Here is a 16264-nt window from a genome sequence, read left to right on the forward strand (position 1 = left end):
GGGAGGGAACGCAGCCAGCGCGGCGGGGCGGCCCTTGCGCGGCTGCTCTCGTCTGAGCCGCATCGGTTTCAAGCGCTGCTCGACGTATGGAGCGCAGCGGCTGCCTGATTCGCGTAGGCCTTTAGTTTCTTTTCGAGGGATGCCCATCATCCATACGCGATGGCGTCGCGCACCGTCAGCAGCGCGGCACGCAGTTGAGTGAGCGGAATCGAGCCCAGCGCCAGCCGCAGCGCGCGCGGCACTGACGGGGTGCACGCGTAGGGCTCTGCAGTCGATACCGCGATGCGCTGGCGCAGCAGGGCGCTGGCCACCTGATCGGGGCGCAGATCTTCAGCGAGCGGAATCCAGACGTAGTACGAGTTGGGATGGCGCTGCAGGCGCATGCCGCCGAACACCTCGCTCACGATGGCCTGACGCGCGGCCGCATCCTCGCGCTTGCCTTTCTCCAACTGTTCAATCGTGCCGTCTTCCAGCCAGCGGCAGCCGATGGCGGTCATGACGGCGGCCGTGTTCCAAGTGGTCGCGCGGATGCCGCGCTCAAGCTTCGGCAGCAGGGGCTCGGGCGCCGCGATGAAGCCCACGCGCAGGCCCGTGGCGATGCTCTTGGAGAGGGCGCTTGCGTAGATCGTGATGTCGGGTGCCAGCGCCGCAAGCGGCGGTGGCGGGGCATCGGCGAGAAACGCGTAGGCGGCATCCTCGATGATCAACAGACCATGCCGGCGCGCGATGGCAATGAGCTTTTGTCTGCGCGTGAGGCTCATCACCCAGCCGAGCGGGTTGTGCATCGTGGGCATGGCGTAGATCGCGCGCACCTTGCGTCGTGCGCAGAGCGCTTGCAGCGCGTTCAGGTCGGGACCGCTGCCCGAGGCGGGAATCGGCAGCAGCTCCAGTCGCAATGACTCGGCCAGCAGCTTGAAGCCGGGATAGGTGAGCGCATCGACCGCGACCACGTCGCCGGGCTTGAGCAGCGCCGTGGCGGTGACCGTGAGCCCGTGCTGTGCGCCATCGACGAACAGCAGTCGTGACGCATCGACCTGCAGGCCGCGCGTGCGCAGGTGCGCCGCGAGGATGGCGCGGTGCTGCGGCTTGCCCGCGTGCGGCTGGTAGTGAAGCAGCGACTCAAGATCGCCCAGATTGGCGAGCTGGCGCAGGGCCGTGCGCAGCAGCTCGGTCTGGCCGGCGATCAACGGGCTGTTGAAGGTGAGGTCGGCGTGATCTGGCGCGTGTGCCGGATAGTCCACGCCAAGGCCGAGCGGCAGCGACAGATCCTTCACGAAGGTGCCGCGTCCCGCTTCGCCGCTCACGAGCCCCATGGCCTGCAGCTCGGCGTAGACGCGCGTCGCGGTGACCAGCGCGAGCCCGTGCTTTGCCGCGAGCTTGCGGTGCGTGGGTAGGCACGTGCCTGCGGGCAGGTGACCCGAGCGGATCTCCTGCGCAAGCTGGTCCACGAGCGACTTGTAGCGGGTACGGGTAGGGTGGTCGGCCATCGCGCAATGTATCCATGACAATTTTTTGATTGTATTGAATTGCGGATTTAGCATGCGTCGCATACGCAGTTTTTTGCGGAATTCAATGGGGCGGATGATGGATGATTCGAGGCGCAACGGTGCGGCTTCCAGCGGGTGGTGGAACGGCATGCTGGGCATGGTGATCTTCAGCGGATCACTGCCTGCGACGCGGCTGGCGCTGCGGGATTTCGATCCGCTGTTTCTGACCGTGGCGCGCGCGAGCATCGCCGGGTTGCTGGCGCTCGCCATCGTGCTGCTGCGGCGCGAGCGCTGGCCTCAGGGCACGCAATGGTGCTCGCTGGCCGTGGTGGCGATGGGGGTGGTGCTCGGCTTTCCGCTGCTCACGGCGCTGGCGCTGCAGCACGTGACGTCGGCGCATTCGGTCGTCTTCATCGGCTTGCTGCCGCTCGCGACTGCGGCGTTCGGCGTGCTGCGGGCGGGCGAGCGGCCGCGGCCGGCGTTCTGGGTGTTCTCGCTGATCGGCAGCGCGCTGGTGGCGGGCTTTGCGCTGCGCGAGGGCGTGACGGCCGCACCCCTCGGCGATGCGCTGATGCTGCTGGCCATCGTCATGTGCGGGCTCGGCTATGCCGAGGGTGGACGGCTGGCGCGAACGCTGGGCGGCTGGCAGGTGATTTCGTGGGCGCTGGTGCTGTCGCTGCCGGTGATGGTCGTGGCGGTGCTCTGGTGGTGGCCTGAGCGGCTGGTCACGGTGAGCGTGCCGGGTTGGCTGAGTCTGGCCTATGTGGCGCTGTTCAGCATGTTTCTCGGCTTTGTGTTCTGGTATCGCGGGCTGGCGCAGGGCGGCATCGCTGCCGTGGGGCAACTGCAGTTGCTGCAGCCGTTTCTGGGGCTCGCGCTGGCTGCCGCCTTGCTGCATGAGCAGGTGAGTGCGGCCATGCTGATCGTCACGCTGGCCGTGGTGCTCTGCGTGGCGGGCGCAAAGAAATTCGCCTCATGACGCGGGGCGCGGCATGAGGCGAGAGTTCGACGCGCGAACGGGATTGAGGATCAGAGGCTCAGCGTCTTGAGGTAGTCACGGAAGCTCGAGCCCACGTCGGGGTGCTGCAGCGCGAGGTCGACGGTCGCCTCCAGAAAGCCTTCCTTGCTGCCGCAGTCATAGCGTTTGCCGCTGTACTGGAACGCGTAGACGGTCTCGCTGGACATCAATCGGCCAATCGCGTCGGTGAGCTGGATCTCGCCGCCTGCGCCCTTGGGCTGGTTGCGGATCTCTTCGAAGATCGCGGGCGTGAGCACGTAGCGGCCAGCCACGCCCATGCGCGATGGGGCCTTTTCAGGCGCGGGCTTTTCAACGATCTCGTCGATGCGCATCAGCGGGCCGCCTGCAGCCTCGCCCTTGACGATGCCGTAGCGCTTGGTCTGCTCAAGCGGCACTTCCTGCACGGCCAGCAGCGAGCGGCCCTGTTTTTGGAAGGCGGTGGTCATCTGCTTCATCACGCCGGGGCCGCCGGGCTCGCCGCGCATCAGGTCATCGGCCAGCAGCACGGCGAAGGGTTCGTTGCCGACCAGCGGCTCGGCGCAGAGCACCGCATGACCAAGGCCGAGCGAGCGCGGCTGACGCACGAACAGGCAGTTCATGTCGGCCGGGCTGATGCTGCGCACCAGCTCGAGCATGGCGCTCTTGCCGGCGTTCTCAAGCTCGTTCTCGAGCTCGTATGCGGTGTCGAAATGGTCTTCGATGGCGCGCTTGCTGCGGCCGGTCACGAAGATCATGTCGCGGATGCCGGCCTCGTAGGCCTCTTCCACGGCGTACTGAATCAGAGGCTTGTCCACCACCGGCAGCATTTCCTTGGGCGATGCCTTGGTGGCGGGCAGAAAGCGGGTGCCCAGACCGGCGACGGGGAAAACGGCTTTGCGAACGCGGGTGTTGTTGCTCATGTGAGAGAACCTTCAATCGAACTCTGGAAAAAAGGCGCAGTGGTTGCTGCGCCTTTTCATTGCTTCAGGATGTGCCGAGCATATCAGCCCAGACGAGCCAGCTGCTCCTTGATGCGGGCAAGCGTCGCGCTCTTTTCGGAGACGCGCGTGCGCTCCTGCTCGAGCACGGCGGCTGGCGCCTTGGCGACGAAGGCCTCGTTGCCGAGCTTCTTTTCGGAGCTGGCGATCTCGGCTTCGAGGCGCGTGGCTTCCTTGGTCAGGCGCACCTTTTCGGCCGCCACGTCGACCTCGACGAACAGCGCCAGACGCGCATCGCCGACCACCGACACCGGTGCGTTCTGCGCCTCGGCGGCCCAGGCGGCCTCGTCGTCGAACACCTTCACTTCGCTCAGCTTGGCGAGGTTCTGCAGCACGGCGGCGTTGTCGCGCAGGAACTGCGCATCGGCCTCGGAGCTTGCCACGGCCAGCAGCGGCAGGCGCTGTGCGGGAGACACGCCCATCTCGCCGCGCAGCGTGCGGCACGAATCCACCATCTGCTTGATGCGGCCCACGTAGGCGATCGAGGCTTCGTCGATCTTGGCGGGTTGCGCTTCGGGATAGCGGGCGATGGCGATCGAATCGCCTTGCAGGCCAGCCACGGGCGCAACCTTCTGCCAGAGTTCTTCCGTCACAAACGGAATGATCGGGTGCGCGAGGCGCAGAATCGCTTCGAGCGTGCGGATCAGCGTGCGGCGTGTGGCGCGTTGCTGCGCTTCGTTGCCGGTCTGAATCTGCACCTTGGCGATTTCCAGATACCAGTCGCAGAACTCGTTCCAGACGAAGTCGTAGAGCGTGTGCGCGACGTTGTCGAGGCGGTATTCCGCGAAGCCCTTGGCGACTTCAGCTTCCACCTTTTGCAGTTGCGACGAGATCCAGCGATCAGGCTGGCTGAAGTGCATGTAGCCCGCGAACTCGCCGCCCGGCTGGCATTGCTCCTTGGTGTGTTCCTTGAGGCCGCAGTCGTAGCCTTCGCAATTCATCAACACGAAGCGGCTGGCGTTCCAGAGCTTGTTGCAGAAGTTGCGGTAACCCTCGCAACGCTTGCTGTCGAAGTTGATCGAGCGACCGAGCGATGCCAGCGCAGCGAACGTGAAGCGCAGCGCATCGGCACCGTAGGCGGGAATGCCTTCGGGGAATTCCTTTTGCGTGTTCTTGCGCACGGTGGGCGCGGTCTCGGGGCGGCGCAGGCCTTGTGTGCGCTTTTCCAACAGAGGTTCCAGCGTGATGCCGTCGATCAGATCGACCGGGTCGAGCACGTTGCCTTCCGACTTGGACATCTTCTTGCCTTGCGCATCCAGCACCAGACCGTGGATGTACACGTGCTTGAACGGCACGCGGCCCGTGAAGTGCGTGGTCATCATGATCATCCGGGCGACCCAGAAGAAGATGATGTCGTAGCCCGTCACCAGCACAGAGGAGGGCAGGTAGAGGTTGTAGTCGGAATCGGCGGCTGTGCCTTGCTCTGGCCAGCCCATGGTGCTGAACGGCACCAGCGCGGAGGAATACCACGTGTCGAGCACGTCGGCGTCGCGGGTGAGCTTTTTGCCCGGAGCCTTGGCCTGCGCTTCGGCTTCGTTGCGCGCGACGATGCAGTTGCCGTCTTCGTCGTACCATGCCGGAATCTGGTGACCCCACCAGAGCTGGCGCGAAATGCACCAGTCTTGAATGTTGTTCATCCACTGGTTGTAGGTGTTTACCCAGTTCTCGGGCACAAACTGCACCTGGCCGCTGGCGACCGCGTCGATGGCCTTGGCAGCGATGGACTTGCCGGTGGCATCGCCTTCACCCACCTTGGTCATGGCGACGAACCACTGGTCGGTCAGCATCGGCTCGATCACTTGGCCGGTGCGCGTGCAGATCGGCACCATCAGCTTGTGCTTCTTGATTTCGACCATCAAGCCTGCGGCTTCCAGATCAGCCACGATGGCCTTGCGCGCCACGAAACGATCCATGCCGCGATATTTTTCGGGCGCGTTGTCGTTGATGGTGGCCGCCAGCGTGAGCACGCCGATCATCGGCAGCTTGTGGCGCTGGCCGACTTGGTAGTCGTTGTTGTCGTGCGCGGGGGTGACCTTCACCACGCCGGTGCCGAATTCGAGATCGACGTAGTCGTCGGCGATGATCGGAATCTCGCGGCCCACCAGCGGCAGCGTCACGGTCTTGCCGATCAGGTGCTTGTAGCGCTCATCTTCCGGATGCACCATCACGGCCACGTCGCCGAGCATGGTTTCGGGGCGCGTCGTAGCCACCACCAGCTGACCGGAACCATCTGTCAGCGGATAGGCGATGTGCCACAGCGAGCCGTCTTTCTGCTCGTTTTCCACTTCAAGGTCGGACACGGCGGATTGCAGCTTGGGGTCCCAGTTCACGAGACGCTTGCCGCGGTAGATCAGGCCCTGTTCGTACAGACGCACGAAAGTCTCTGTCACCACCTTGGAGAGCTTGTCGTCCATGGTGAAGTACTCGCGCGACCAGTCCACGGTGTCGCCCAGACGGCGCATCTGTGTGGTGATGGTGTTGCCGCTGTGCTGCTTCCACTCCCAGACCTTTTCCACGAACTGTGGACGGCCGAGGTCGTGGCGGCTCACGCCTTGCTCCTGCAACTGGCGTTCCACCACGATCTGCGTGGCGATGCCCGCGTGGTCGGTGCCCGGCACCCACGCGGTGTTGTAGCCCTTCATGCGGTAGTAGCGCGTGAGGGAATCCATGATCGTCTGGTTGAACGCATGGCCCATGTGCAGCGTGCCGGTCACGTTGGGTGGTGGCAGCTGGATGGAGAAGTTCTTGTGCTCCGCCACCGATTCCGCATTCGGGGCGCCGGTGCCGCGGTAGCCCGCGTTGCCGTAGCCGCGCTTTTCCCATTCGGGGCCCCATTGGGCCTCGATGGCTGCGGGTTCAAAGGATTTGGAGAGGCTGTCGAGGCCCGGTTGTGAAATCTTGTTGTCGCTCATGGCAATGCAAATGGAAACGGCATCCCGTGGGATGCCGTTGTGGCAATGGTCGGAGGGGTTCACGCCATTTTATTCTTTTCGAGTGCGGCATCCCGCAGTACTGGGATTGCGGCCCCCGCCACAGGTGAATTGCCGTCCGCTCAGCCTTTGGTGGAGGGCGGCACGAACTCCGGTCGGTCGTTGGCCTGTGGTTTGAGCGGCACCACGTTCGATCCCGCCGCGCGCTCCTTGCGCCACTGCTGCTTGCGTTCGGTCCATTCGGCCAGACGAGCATGGGCCGAGCGGCTCTCCCGGGCCATCAGCGCCTCGCCCGCGAGCTGCGCGGACAACTCGAGGCGGATGCCGTTCGGGTCGAAGAAATAGATGCTCTTGAAGATGTGGTGGTCGGTGATGCCCAGCACCTCGATGCCATGGGCCTGCAGGCGTGCCTTGGTGACTTCGAGGTCCTGCACCGTGTCCACGCGGAAGGCGATGTGGTTCACCCACAGCGGCGTGTTGGGCGAGGGCAGGGGCTTCTCGTCATCACCGATGTCGAAGAACGCGATGAACGAGCCGTCCTGCAGGCGGAAAAAGAAGTGCGTGTAGGGGCAGTACTCGCCGGTCGAGGGCACGTAGTCGCTCTGGATGATGTGATAGAGCGGCAGACCGAGGATGTCCTCGTAGAAGTGCCGCGTTTCCTCGGCATCGCGGGCCTTGTAGGCGTAGTGGTGCAGTTGCTGGATGGCAGCCGGGGCGGGCAGCTTTTTGAGCAGAGAGGGGGAGGGGACGGCGTTCATGGATGTCTCCGGGAGCGAAAATTGAAATTCTACTAATCGAAATCAATTTACGGAAGTGAAATTGTTAATTGATGGTTTCCTGATGGTGAAGGCAGGGCCATTTCAGTATTTGTTTCAGATCACAGGACGCGCGCAAATCGAAGCAGAGACTTCAAAAAGCTGACTCCAAAGCAAAACGGCGCCCCGCCGGAAAGTGTTCCGACGGGGCGCCGCGAGAATGAGCCGGGAGGTGCGGGCGGAATGCCGCAGCCCTTTTGCCGCCGCCCTTTACTCCACCTTGATGTTCTCGGCCTTGATGATCTCGGCCCAGCGCTTGGACTCGCCGCGCACCATGCTTTCGAACTCCGCCGGGCTGCTGCCGACGATGTTGAACCCGTCGTTCTCCATCTTGGTCTTGACGGCGGGATCGGCCAGCGTCTTCTGAAGGGCTGTCTGCACGTGCTGCAGCACCGGCTTGGGCAGACCGGCGGGCGCCATCATCCCGACCCAGGACTGCGCGGTGTAGCCGGGCACGGCGGAGTCGATCGTCGGCAGATCGGGCAACTGCTTGATGCGCTCCTTGGTGCCGATGGCCACCACGTTGGCCTGGCCGGACTTGGCGTAGTTGATGACGGTGGGCAGACTTCCGATGACGAAATCCACCTCGCCGCCCAGCAGCGCCGAGAGCATCGGGCCACCGCCGCGATACGGCACGTGGGTGAGCTTGATGTTGGCGGCGCGCGCGAACGCCACCGGCTGCAGGTGATTGGAGCCGCCCACGCCGGACGAGCCGTAGTTGATCTGGCCGGGATTCGCCTTGGCCGCCTTGATCAGCGCATCGGCCGTGGTGAAGCCCGACTTCTTCGACGTGACCAGCGCCATCGGCATGGTGCCGATCAGGCTCACGTAGTCGAAGGATTTGAAGGTGTCGTACTTGATGTCGTAGAGGCTCGAGTTCACCGCGTGCGAATCGAACACCAGCAGCAGCGTGTAGCCATCGGGCGCCGCGCGCGAGGCCTCGTAGGTGCCGATGGTTCCGGACGCGCCGCCCTTGTTGTCCACCACCACGCTCTGGCCGATGTTTTCGGCGAGCTTCTGCGAGATGGTGCGCGCCACGTAGTCCACCGAGCCGCCCGGCGGGAACGGCACGATGAGGCGGATCGGCTTGGTCGGATAGTTCCCCTGGGCCATGGCGCCGAGCGCAAGGTTGGCTGCGGCGAGCGCGAGGGCGCTGCGGATGAGGCGGTGGCGTTGCATGTCTTGTCTCCTTGAAGTTGTGATGAAAACGGGTTCGATTCGTGCAGTGGCTCGTTCGCTCAGCGATTGACGTCGACCACGATGCGGCCTCGCACCTTGCCGGCCAGCAGGTCGTTCGCGAGCGGGATGACTTCGGAGAGCCCGATGAGGCGCGTGTTGCTGCCGAGCACGCTCGCGGGCAGTTCCACCGCGAGGCGATCCCAGGCGGTCTGGCGGCGGGACATGGGCGCGTAGACGCTGTCCACGCCGATGAGCGAGACGCCGCGCAGAATGAACGGCGCTACCGAGGCGGGCAGGTCCATGCCCTGCGCCAGTCCGCAGGCCGCGACCACGCCGCCGTATCGCATGGTGGCCAGCACGTTGGCGAGCGTGTGGCTGCCCACGGCGTCGACCGCGCCCGCCCAGTTTTCCTTCTGCAGGGGCTTGCCCTGCGCGCTCAGCGCGTGGCGATCCATGACGGCGCTGGCGCCGAGCGCCTGCAGATGCGGCGCTTCTTCCATGCGTCCGGTCGATGCCGTCACCAGAAAGCCGAGGCGCGACAGCAGTGCGATGGCGATGCTGCCGACGCCGCCGTTCGCACCCGTCACCAGCACCGGGCCGGATTCGGGCGTGAGGCCGTGCGACTGCAGCGCCATCACGCAGAGCATGGCCGTGTAGCCCGCCGTGCCGATGGACATGGCCTGCTCGGCGCTCATGCCCGCAGGCAGGCGGATCAGCCAGTCTGCGCGCGTGGTCGCGTATTGCGACAGGCCGCCCCAGCTTACCTCGCCTGTGCCCCAGCCGTTGAGCAGCACCGCGTCGCCGGGTTGAAAGCGCGGGTCGGCGCTTTTCTCCACGACGCCCGCGAAGTCGATGCCCGGCACCATCGGGAACTTGCGCACCACGGGCGACTTGCCGGTGATGGCGAGCGCGTCCTTGTAGTTCATGGTCGAGTGGCTCACGCGCACCAGCACCTCGCCGTCGGGCAGATCGGCCGGAGTCAGTGTGTCGAGCGCCGCGCCGTAGCTGCCACCGTCCGGCTTGGTGATGCGGATGGCGTTGAACTGCGCGAGCGGTGCCGCTGCGTCGGAGGCATTGGACGCCGTGGCCTGCTGCGCTCGGACGCTGCGCGCATGGCGCTGCGCAAGCGTGGCACCGAGCCGGTCGCGCATGATCTCGTTGGAGCCGTCGGCAAGGCACAGCGCCTTGGCCGCGAGCAGCTTGCGCGTGAGGCCTTCGCCATAGGCCATGCCGCGCGCGCCGAGCGCCTGAATGCAGGCGGCGATGGCGTCCAGCGTCTCATTGCCCGCGTAGAGCTTGGCCATGGCGGCGGCCTCCACCGCGTCCTCGCTGCCGCTGGTGATCAGGTCCGCCGCGCGCGTGATCAGCATCTGCAGAATGCTCTCGGTCATTGACACCTCGGTCAGCGACCAGCGCAGCCCCTGCTGGTTGAGCACCGGCTGGCCGAACACCATGCGCGATGCCGCATGCGCCGTGGCCTGCGTGAGCGCGCCGCGCAGCATGCCGGCGGCCATCGCGGCCACATGCACGCGCGCCTTGTTCACGCCCGCCATGGCCTGCTTGAAGCCCGAGCCCGGTGGATAGAGCACGTCGCTGTCGGCCGCGAAATAACCGTCGAGCGCAAAGCCGCCGATGCCGCCCATGGCGATGCCGTCCATGGGCCTGTCGGCCACGCGGCGGCATTGCGCGGAATCGATCCGAACGATGAAGCAGGCGATGCCCGCCGCGCCCTGGCTCGCGTCCGTCTGCGCGAAGACCAGCGCCAGTTCGCAGCCCTGCACGTTGGCGATCCACTGCTTGGCACCGGTGAGTCGCCAGCCGCCGTCCACTTTCGTCGCCGCCATGCCGATGGCCGCGAAGTCGCTGCCCGCGCCGTCCTCGGTCATCGCGGTACAGCCGATCAACTCGCCGCGCAGCATGGCGGGCACGTACTTGTCGCGCGCTTCGCGAGATCCGTTTTCGGCGATGCGCAGGATGGCGTTGTGGTGATTGATGAACCCGAAGGCAAAGCCGAAGTCCACGGCTGCAAGCGTCTGCGCGGCATCGATGCGTGCCTGGAACGGCAGGTCGAGACCGCCCATGCTGACGGGCACCTCGATGCCGCCCAAACCTTCGCGGCAGGCCTGGCGGATGGCGTCTCCAGCCCATTGCTGATCCTGCGAGGGATGTGCGGCAAGCGGTGCGACGACACGCTGCGCGAAGGTTTGCAGGGCGCTGACGAGTTCTGCGGTGTGGGCTGGGCGGGAGTTCTGTGATTCCATTCTGGTGATTCCTTGCGTGTGGGGCGCGTCAGGCGGCGGCGTTCTCTGTGGCGGACTTGGTAGCAGTTGTGGAGGTGTTTCCGGCAGCGGTGCCGGCCACGCGGATGGCACCCGTGCGTGCCAGCTCCTCCACCTTCTCGCGCGAGTATCCGGCCACGCGCTGCAGCACGTCGGCGGTGTCGTGGGCGAAGGCGGGCGGGTAGGGCAGATCGGGCATGTCCGCAAACTTGAACGGATTGCCGAGCAGCTTCACCGCATCGGCCGAGCCGGGGCGCGGCACGTCTTCAACCATTTGACGCGCGGCCGTCAGCGGATGGGCGAGGGCTTCCTCCACGTTGTGCACGAGCGCCGCCGGAACGCGTGCCTGCTTGAATATTTCCAGCCATTCGTCCGAGTTGCGCGTGGCGATGGCGTCCCCGAGCGCACGGGTCAGCGCCTCGATGTTCTCGATGCGGCCAGCGCCGGTCGAGAAGCGGGCATCCTCGGGCAGATCGGGGCGACCGATGGTTTCGCAGAGCTTGCGCCAGAACGGCTCGCCGGTGGGAGCGAGCGCGAGCCACTTGCCGTCCTTGGCGAGATAGATGTCGCTCGGCGCGATCATCGCGTGGCGCGCTCCGGTGGCGCGTGGCAGCGGCCCGCCGGTGAGCCAGCCTTGCGCCTGCCAGGTCAGCATCGCGATCTGCGCGTCGAACAGCGAAACCTGCACCTGCTCGCCCTTGCCCGTGGTCTGCACCTTGGAGAGCGCGGCCGCGGTGCCGAGCGCAAGGTACAGGCCGCCCACCAGATCGGCCGCCTGGTAGCCGAAGCGCACCGGCTTGCCGCCTTCCTCGCCGGTGATGCTCATCACGCCGCTCATGGCTTGCAGCATCAGGTCGAACGCGGGCGCATCGGCCCATTCGCCCTGATCGTGAAGACCGATGAGCTGGCCCACGACGATGCGCGGGTTGATCGCGCTGAGCGTCTCGAAATCGAGCCCGAGCCGCTTGGGCACCGATGGCGCGAAGCCGTAGATCACCGCATCCGACTCGCGCACCAGATCGTCGAGCGCCTGCTTGCCCGCAGGCGATTTCAGATCGAGCGCGATGCTCTGCTTGCCGCGATTGACCGAGAGAAAGAACGGCGTGTCGCCCGAGTCGAGCACCGGCGGCACGCGGCGGGCGTAGTCGCCATCGAGCGCCTCGACTTTGATGACCTCCGCCCCCAGTTGCGCGAGCAGCTGGCCTGCGAACGGGCCGCCGAGAACCCAACTGAGATCGAGAATGCGTTTGCCTGAAAGCATGAGTGACTGTCTCCGGAAGAAAATTTATTCACATCGCTGTGCTGGATGGAAATTAAATCCACAGTTACTGCGCAAATCAAACGATATAAACTGGGGTGTCTTGTTAGTAAAACTCACACTGCATGTACAAGCTTCCCCCGCTCACGTCGATCCGGGCCTTTGAGGCCGCAGGGCGCCTTTTGAGTTTTTCGCGCGCGGCGGATGAGCTGTCGGTGACGCATGGTGCGGTGAGCCACCAGATCAAGGCGCTGGAGGAGTGGGTGGGCGTGCCGCTGTTCCGCCGCCTCGGCAAGTCCATTGCGCTCACCGATCAGGGGCGGCTGTATCTCGACTCGATCAGCCCGGCGCTGGCCGCCATCGCTTCGGCCTCGCGCAGCATCAGCGCGCATGAAGTGCTGCGGGTGAATGCGCTGCCCACGTTCACCATGCGCTGGCTGTTTCCGCGCCTCGCGCAGTTCCGCGCGCTGCATCCGCACATTGAGGTGCAGATCAGCACCGGACTCGAGCCCATGAGCCGCCTGCCCGCCAACATCGACGTGGTGATCCGCCGTGAGCCCCAGGACGTGACCGGCCTGCACAAGGCGCACGTGGTGTCGGAGACGGCGTTTCCGGTCTGCTCGCCAGGCCTGCTGGAGCATCTGCCGCTCGCGCAGATCGCCGATCTGCAGCACCACACCATCCTGCATTGCCCGGCGCGGCGCACGGCCTGGGACGAATGGCTGACCACCGTTCACCACAGCCGCGTGGTGCCCGCGCAGTCGCTCGAGCTCGAACATCTGTACTTCTGCCTGCAGGCGGCCATCGACGGCATCGGCGTGGCGATGGGCTACTCGACGCTGGTCACCACCGACCTTGCGGCGGGGCGGCTGGTGGCACCGTTCGGCACAGAGGTGCTGCCCACGCCCGGCTACTTTCTGATCACCCGCGCGGAGCGCCAGCACGACCCGGTGGTGAAGACCTTCTCCGACTGGCTGCTCGCACAGGGGGCGGAGTTTGATGGCGGGTGACAAGGCACCTTGAGTCGCTGGTTTGTTCATCGTCGAAACCAGTAAAAAAGTGAGCGCTTGCGAAAGGTGCTCTACACTGCAACCGATATTTTCTTGACCGACATCGTGGGCGCCATGTGGCGCATTGGCGTGCCGCAGCCCACTCCCATTGATGGATGCCTGCCGCATGAATCTCATCGCTCAAGCCGTACTGTCCAGAACCCAGGGCCCCAACGAGCGCATCAGCACGCTGCGCGTGGTGGCGCTGGACCAGCCCGAGGGCGGGGACTCCGCGCGCCATGTGGTCACGCTGCAGACCACGCATCTCAAGGCGGGAGTGGCCGTGAAGGTCGACGAGAGCACGCTGACCCCCATGCCGGTGGCGCTGACGCTTGCGCGGCAGCGGGCGCTGGGCTATCTGCAGCAGCGGCTCGCGGCGGGCGAGGTGCTGACGTCGCAGCAGGGCTTTGACGATGTGGTGGCGCAGGTCGTCTCGGCGGAGTCGTTCGCAACCACGACGGCAACCGCGACAGCAGTCGGCGCGGTGGAGTCGCCCGCGCAGGCCGGTGCCATCGCCGCGCTGTGCGCCAGGCTCGACGGCGGCGCGTGGCGTCGGCTGTCGGCCAAGCGGCAGGGCAGGCTTGTCTGGCGGCTGGCGGAATATGCCGACCCGGCGCGCGGCGGGCAGGTGCAGCAGTTGCTGTATTCGCAGGTGCCGCGTCTGATCGCGTTGCTCGAATCGGGCGACGATCTGCTCGATTACTGCCTTGCCTATCTGATCGGCCGCCTGGGCGATGGTGGCGCGGCGGTGGCGATGCAGGCGCTCGCCGAGCGCGGGCGCAGCGAGGCCACGCGCGACATCGCGCGGCAGGCCTGGCTGGCGCTGCTGGGCGCGGCGGAGCGCGACGCAGCGCTGGAACCGGTGCGCCAGATGTTTGCCGATCACGACGATGTGGATTCGTTCGAAGGCCGTGCGCGGCGCAAGTCGTGTGCGCTGTCGGACGACGCCAGGCGGCTGCTGCAGCTCGATGAGCTCGGCCGCTTTGACGAGGCCATGGCGCGCGCGTCGCATCACGAGCTTGAACGTGTGGACCTGAGCAGCGATCTCTGGCCCGCCGTCAAGCGCATCTACAAACGTGCGGAGTGGCGGCACGACCATGCGACGCTGGCCCTGCTGCACGGCCGCTTCGATGGCCGCAAGTCCGCGCTCGCCCAATACCACCGCGAGACGGCGCTCTACATGCGGCTGCGCGGCTGGCGGCATCTGCGGCGTCTGGCCGCTGCCGGGCACAGTCAGGCGCCCGGGCTCGCCGTGGCGTTGCTGCGGCGCATGGACGAGCTCTGCGCTCAAGCGCCTGCATCGCGCGGTCGCCTGCTGCCCGAGATGCAGTGGCTGCTTGCCGCGCGGCTGGTGCTGCCGCAATGGCCCGAGCTCCATGCCTCGCACCGCTCGTGGAGCTGGGGCGTGAGCACGCCGATCGACGTGGAGCGGCTCGCTCCCAATCGCGTCGATGGCCTTCAGGAAATGTGGAACGCGCACGCGCCGCAATTGCTGGCGCTTGTCGGCCAGAGCCAGTCGCGGCTGCTGCTCTGGTCGTTCACGCGCGCGCTCTCCGATCAGATGGACTTTCTGCTGCAGCGCGAGCCCGCGCAGATCGCCGCGCTGCTGCATCAGCGCTATGCGCCAGCCGCGGCGCTCGGCCTTTCGGTCGCGCAAAGGCACATGGCCGATCTGCGCGACGGCGAGGCGCTGCGGCCATGGCTGCTGGTGCTCGCGCAGTGCGGCGACGGGCCTGCGGCGGACTACCTGAGCGCCTGGCTCTCGCGCGACCGCGTGAGCGCGGCGGCGGATGCGGAGCTGATCGCCGCGCTGCTGATTTCTCCGGCCGCAGCGCTGCGCACGCAAGGCGTGGCGCTGCTGTCGTTTGCTGATGGAGCGGCCGTGGCGCTCGCGCTGCTGGCCGCGCTGCCGACGGTCGATGATTCCCATCCCGCTCTGGCCGAGATCCGCGACACCATCGTCTCGCTGTTTGCCGAGAACGCGCCGCTCGCAAGGCATGCGGCGGGCGTGCCGCCGTTGCCGCTGCTGCGCCTGCTCGAGCATTCGCTCACTCCGCTGGTGCAGATCGCCACCGCCTGGGTGCTGGTGCATCCCGCCGCGCTGCAGACGCTGCCCGCGAGCGCGCTGCGCAATCTGCTTGGCTCCGACGAGCCCGCACGCGTGGCCTGCGGCATCCGGCTGCTGGGCAGTCTGCCCGACGATGTGCTCTACGAACAGGCCGACGTGCTGGCCGAGTTTGCCGTGTCGCCGCACCGTGAATTGCGCTTGGCGGTGGCGCCCATCATCACGCGGCTCGCCAAGGATGCACGCTGCAACGCGCGCATCGCCGAGCGTCTGCACGACGTGCTGTTCCGCGCCGAAGAAGGCGAGGGCGTGTACGACGACGTGCTGGCCCTGCTGACCGGCCCGCTCAAGGAGGTCGCGCCCGCGCGCGACGCATCGGGCACGTGGCGTGCGCTGCAGGCGCGCGCGACCGGCGCGCAGCGCTACGGTGCATGGGCGCTCGAGTCGCTCGGGGACGATGCCTATACGCTGCGCCAGTGGTCCACGATCGCGCGGCATGCCGATACCGAGGTGCGCGCGCGCGGCCGCCGCAGTCTCGATGCGCGGCTCACGCCCATGGACGCGACCACGCCCGAGCAGGCCGAACAGCTGCTGCCGCTGGCCGATGCGCGTTTTGCGGACACGCAGGAGTACGCGCGCACCCTGTTCGGCGAGCGCCTGCCCGCATCCGCGCTGTCGCCGGAACTGCTGGTCGCGTGGGTCGATCATCCGCAGGTCTGGGTGCAGGCGCTGGGCCGACAGCGGCTCACGCAGCGCATGAGCGCGCCCGAGGCCAGCATGTGCCTCACGCGGCTGTCGCAGCATCCGAGCACCAGCGTGCAGCTGTTCGTGACGCAGTGGCTGCTTGGCCTGCCCGACGAATCGCCCACCGATCGCGCCGCGCGTCTTGCGGAGCTGCAGCCGTATTTTCTGGCGGTGCTCAGCCAGGTGCACCGCGCGCGTGCCAGCAAAACGCGGGTGCTGGGCTTTCTGCGCTCGCAGCTCGAATCGCCGCAGACGGCGGCGGTCGTCGCGGGCATCTTCGCGCGCCAGGTGGTGAGCGCGAGTCTCGCCGATCAGCCCGACTACGTGGCCGGGCTGCGCGACATCGCGGACCGCCATCCTGAACTCGCACAGAGCTTCATGCAGCCCGTGGCGGCCGAGTCGCGCGTGCATGGCGTTGCAAGCACCGTTGCAAGCCCTGTCGCAACTTCTGTCGCTCACTGAG

General features: G+C 66.4%; 9 protein-coding genes and 2 pseudogenes. 3 read left to right on the plus strand and 8 right to left on the minus strand.

Annotated features, from left to right (window positions below; translation table 11 throughout):
• Nucleotides 1-146 precede the first annotated feature (146 nt).
• Nucleotides 147-1522, minus strand: a pseudogene (locus tag ISG32_RS17345) (aminotransferase-like domain-containing protein).
• Nucleotides 1523-1581: 59 nt separating this feature from the next.
• On the opposite strand from ISG32_RS17345, the gene ISG32_RS17350 reads away from it, so the two are divergent.
• Nucleotides 1582-2466, plus strand: a complete 885-nt coding sequence (locus ISG32_RS17350; protein WP_228529903.1) for a DMT family transporter — start codon at nucleotides 1582-1584, stop codon at nucleotides 2464-2466.
• A 50-nt stretch (nucleotides 2467-2516) separates the two neighbouring features.
• On the opposite strand, the gene galU is transcribed toward ISG32_RS17350, so the two are convergent.
• From galU to ISG32_RS17380, 7 genes and pseudogenes are all read right to left on the minus strand, one after another.
• Nucleotides 2517-3404 (minus strand): UTP--glucose-1-phosphate uridylyltransferase GalU, encoded by an 888-nt coding sequence (galU, locus tag ISG32_RS17355; protein ID WP_194772300.1) that lies wholly within the window; start codon nucleotides 3402-3404, stop codon nucleotides 2517-2519.
• Nucleotides 3405-3487: 83 nt separating this feature from the next.
• A complete protein-coding gene (locus ISG32_RS17360; protein WP_194772301.1) occupies nucleotides 3488-6394 on the minus strand; it encodes a valine--tRNA ligase in 2907 nt (968 codons plus the stop codon).
• A gap of 140 nt (nucleotides 6395-6534) precedes the next feature.
• Nucleotides 6535-7170, minus strand: a complete 636-nt coding sequence (locus ISG32_RS17365) for a VOC family protein (RefSeq protein ID WP_194772302.1) — start codon at nucleotides 7168-7170, stop codon at nucleotides 6535-6537.
• Between the two features lie 267 nt (nucleotides 7171-7437).
• Nucleotides 7438-8406 carry a tripartite tricarboxylate transporter substrate binding protein gene (locus ISG32_RS17370; protein ID WP_194772303.1) on the minus strand — a complete coding sequence of 323 codons (969 nt, stop codon included), beginning with the start codon at nucleotides 8404-8406 and terminating at the stop codon, nucleotides 7438-7440.
• A 59-nt stretch (nucleotides 8407-8465) separates the two neighbouring features.
• On the minus strand, nucleotides 8466-9440 hold the full coding sequence (acuI, locus tag ISG32_RS27595) for an acrylyl-CoA reductase (NADPH) (RefSeq protein WP_407645075.1): 975 nt from the start codon (nucleotides 9438-9440) through the stop codon (nucleotides 8466-8468).
• Between the two features lie 105 nt (nucleotides 9441-9545).
• Nucleotides 9546-10667 (minus strand): annotated as a pseudogene (locus ISG32_RS27600) (acyl-CoA dehydrogenase family protein); the annotation flags it as partial.
• A 28-nt stretch (nucleotides 10668-10695) separates the two neighbouring features.
• Nucleotides 10696-11946: a CaiB/BaiF CoA transferase family protein gene (locus ISG32_RS17380; protein WP_194772305.1), complete on the minus strand. Its 1251-nt coding sequence runs from the start codon at nucleotides 11944-11946 to the stop codon at nucleotides 10696-10698.
• A 122-nt stretch (nucleotides 11947-12068) separates the two neighbouring features.
• Here ISG32_RS17380 and gcvA point away from each other — a divergent pair, with 122 nt between their 5' ends.
• Together gcvA and ISG32_RS17390 are read left to right on the plus strand one after the other, a co-directional pair.
• Nucleotides 12069-12953: a transcriptional regulator GcvA gene (gene gcvA, locus ISG32_RS17385; RefSeq protein WP_194772306.1), complete on the plus strand. Its 885-nt coding sequence runs from the start codon at nucleotides 12069-12071 to the stop codon at nucleotides 12951-12953.
• Between the two features lie 166 nt (nucleotides 12954-13119).
• Entirely contained in the window at nucleotides 13120-16263 is a 3144-nt protein-coding gene (locus ISG32_RS17390) for a hypothetical protein (RefSeq protein WP_228529904.1), read from the plus strand.
• Nucleotide 16264: the final 1 nt, after the last annotated feature.

The sequence above is a fragment of the Diaphorobacter caeni genome (assembly GCF_015354245.1).
GTDB classification, from domain to species: Bacteria; Pseudomonadota; Gammaproteobacteria; order Burkholderiales; family Burkholderiaceae_C; genus Diaphorobacter_A; species Diaphorobacter_A caeni.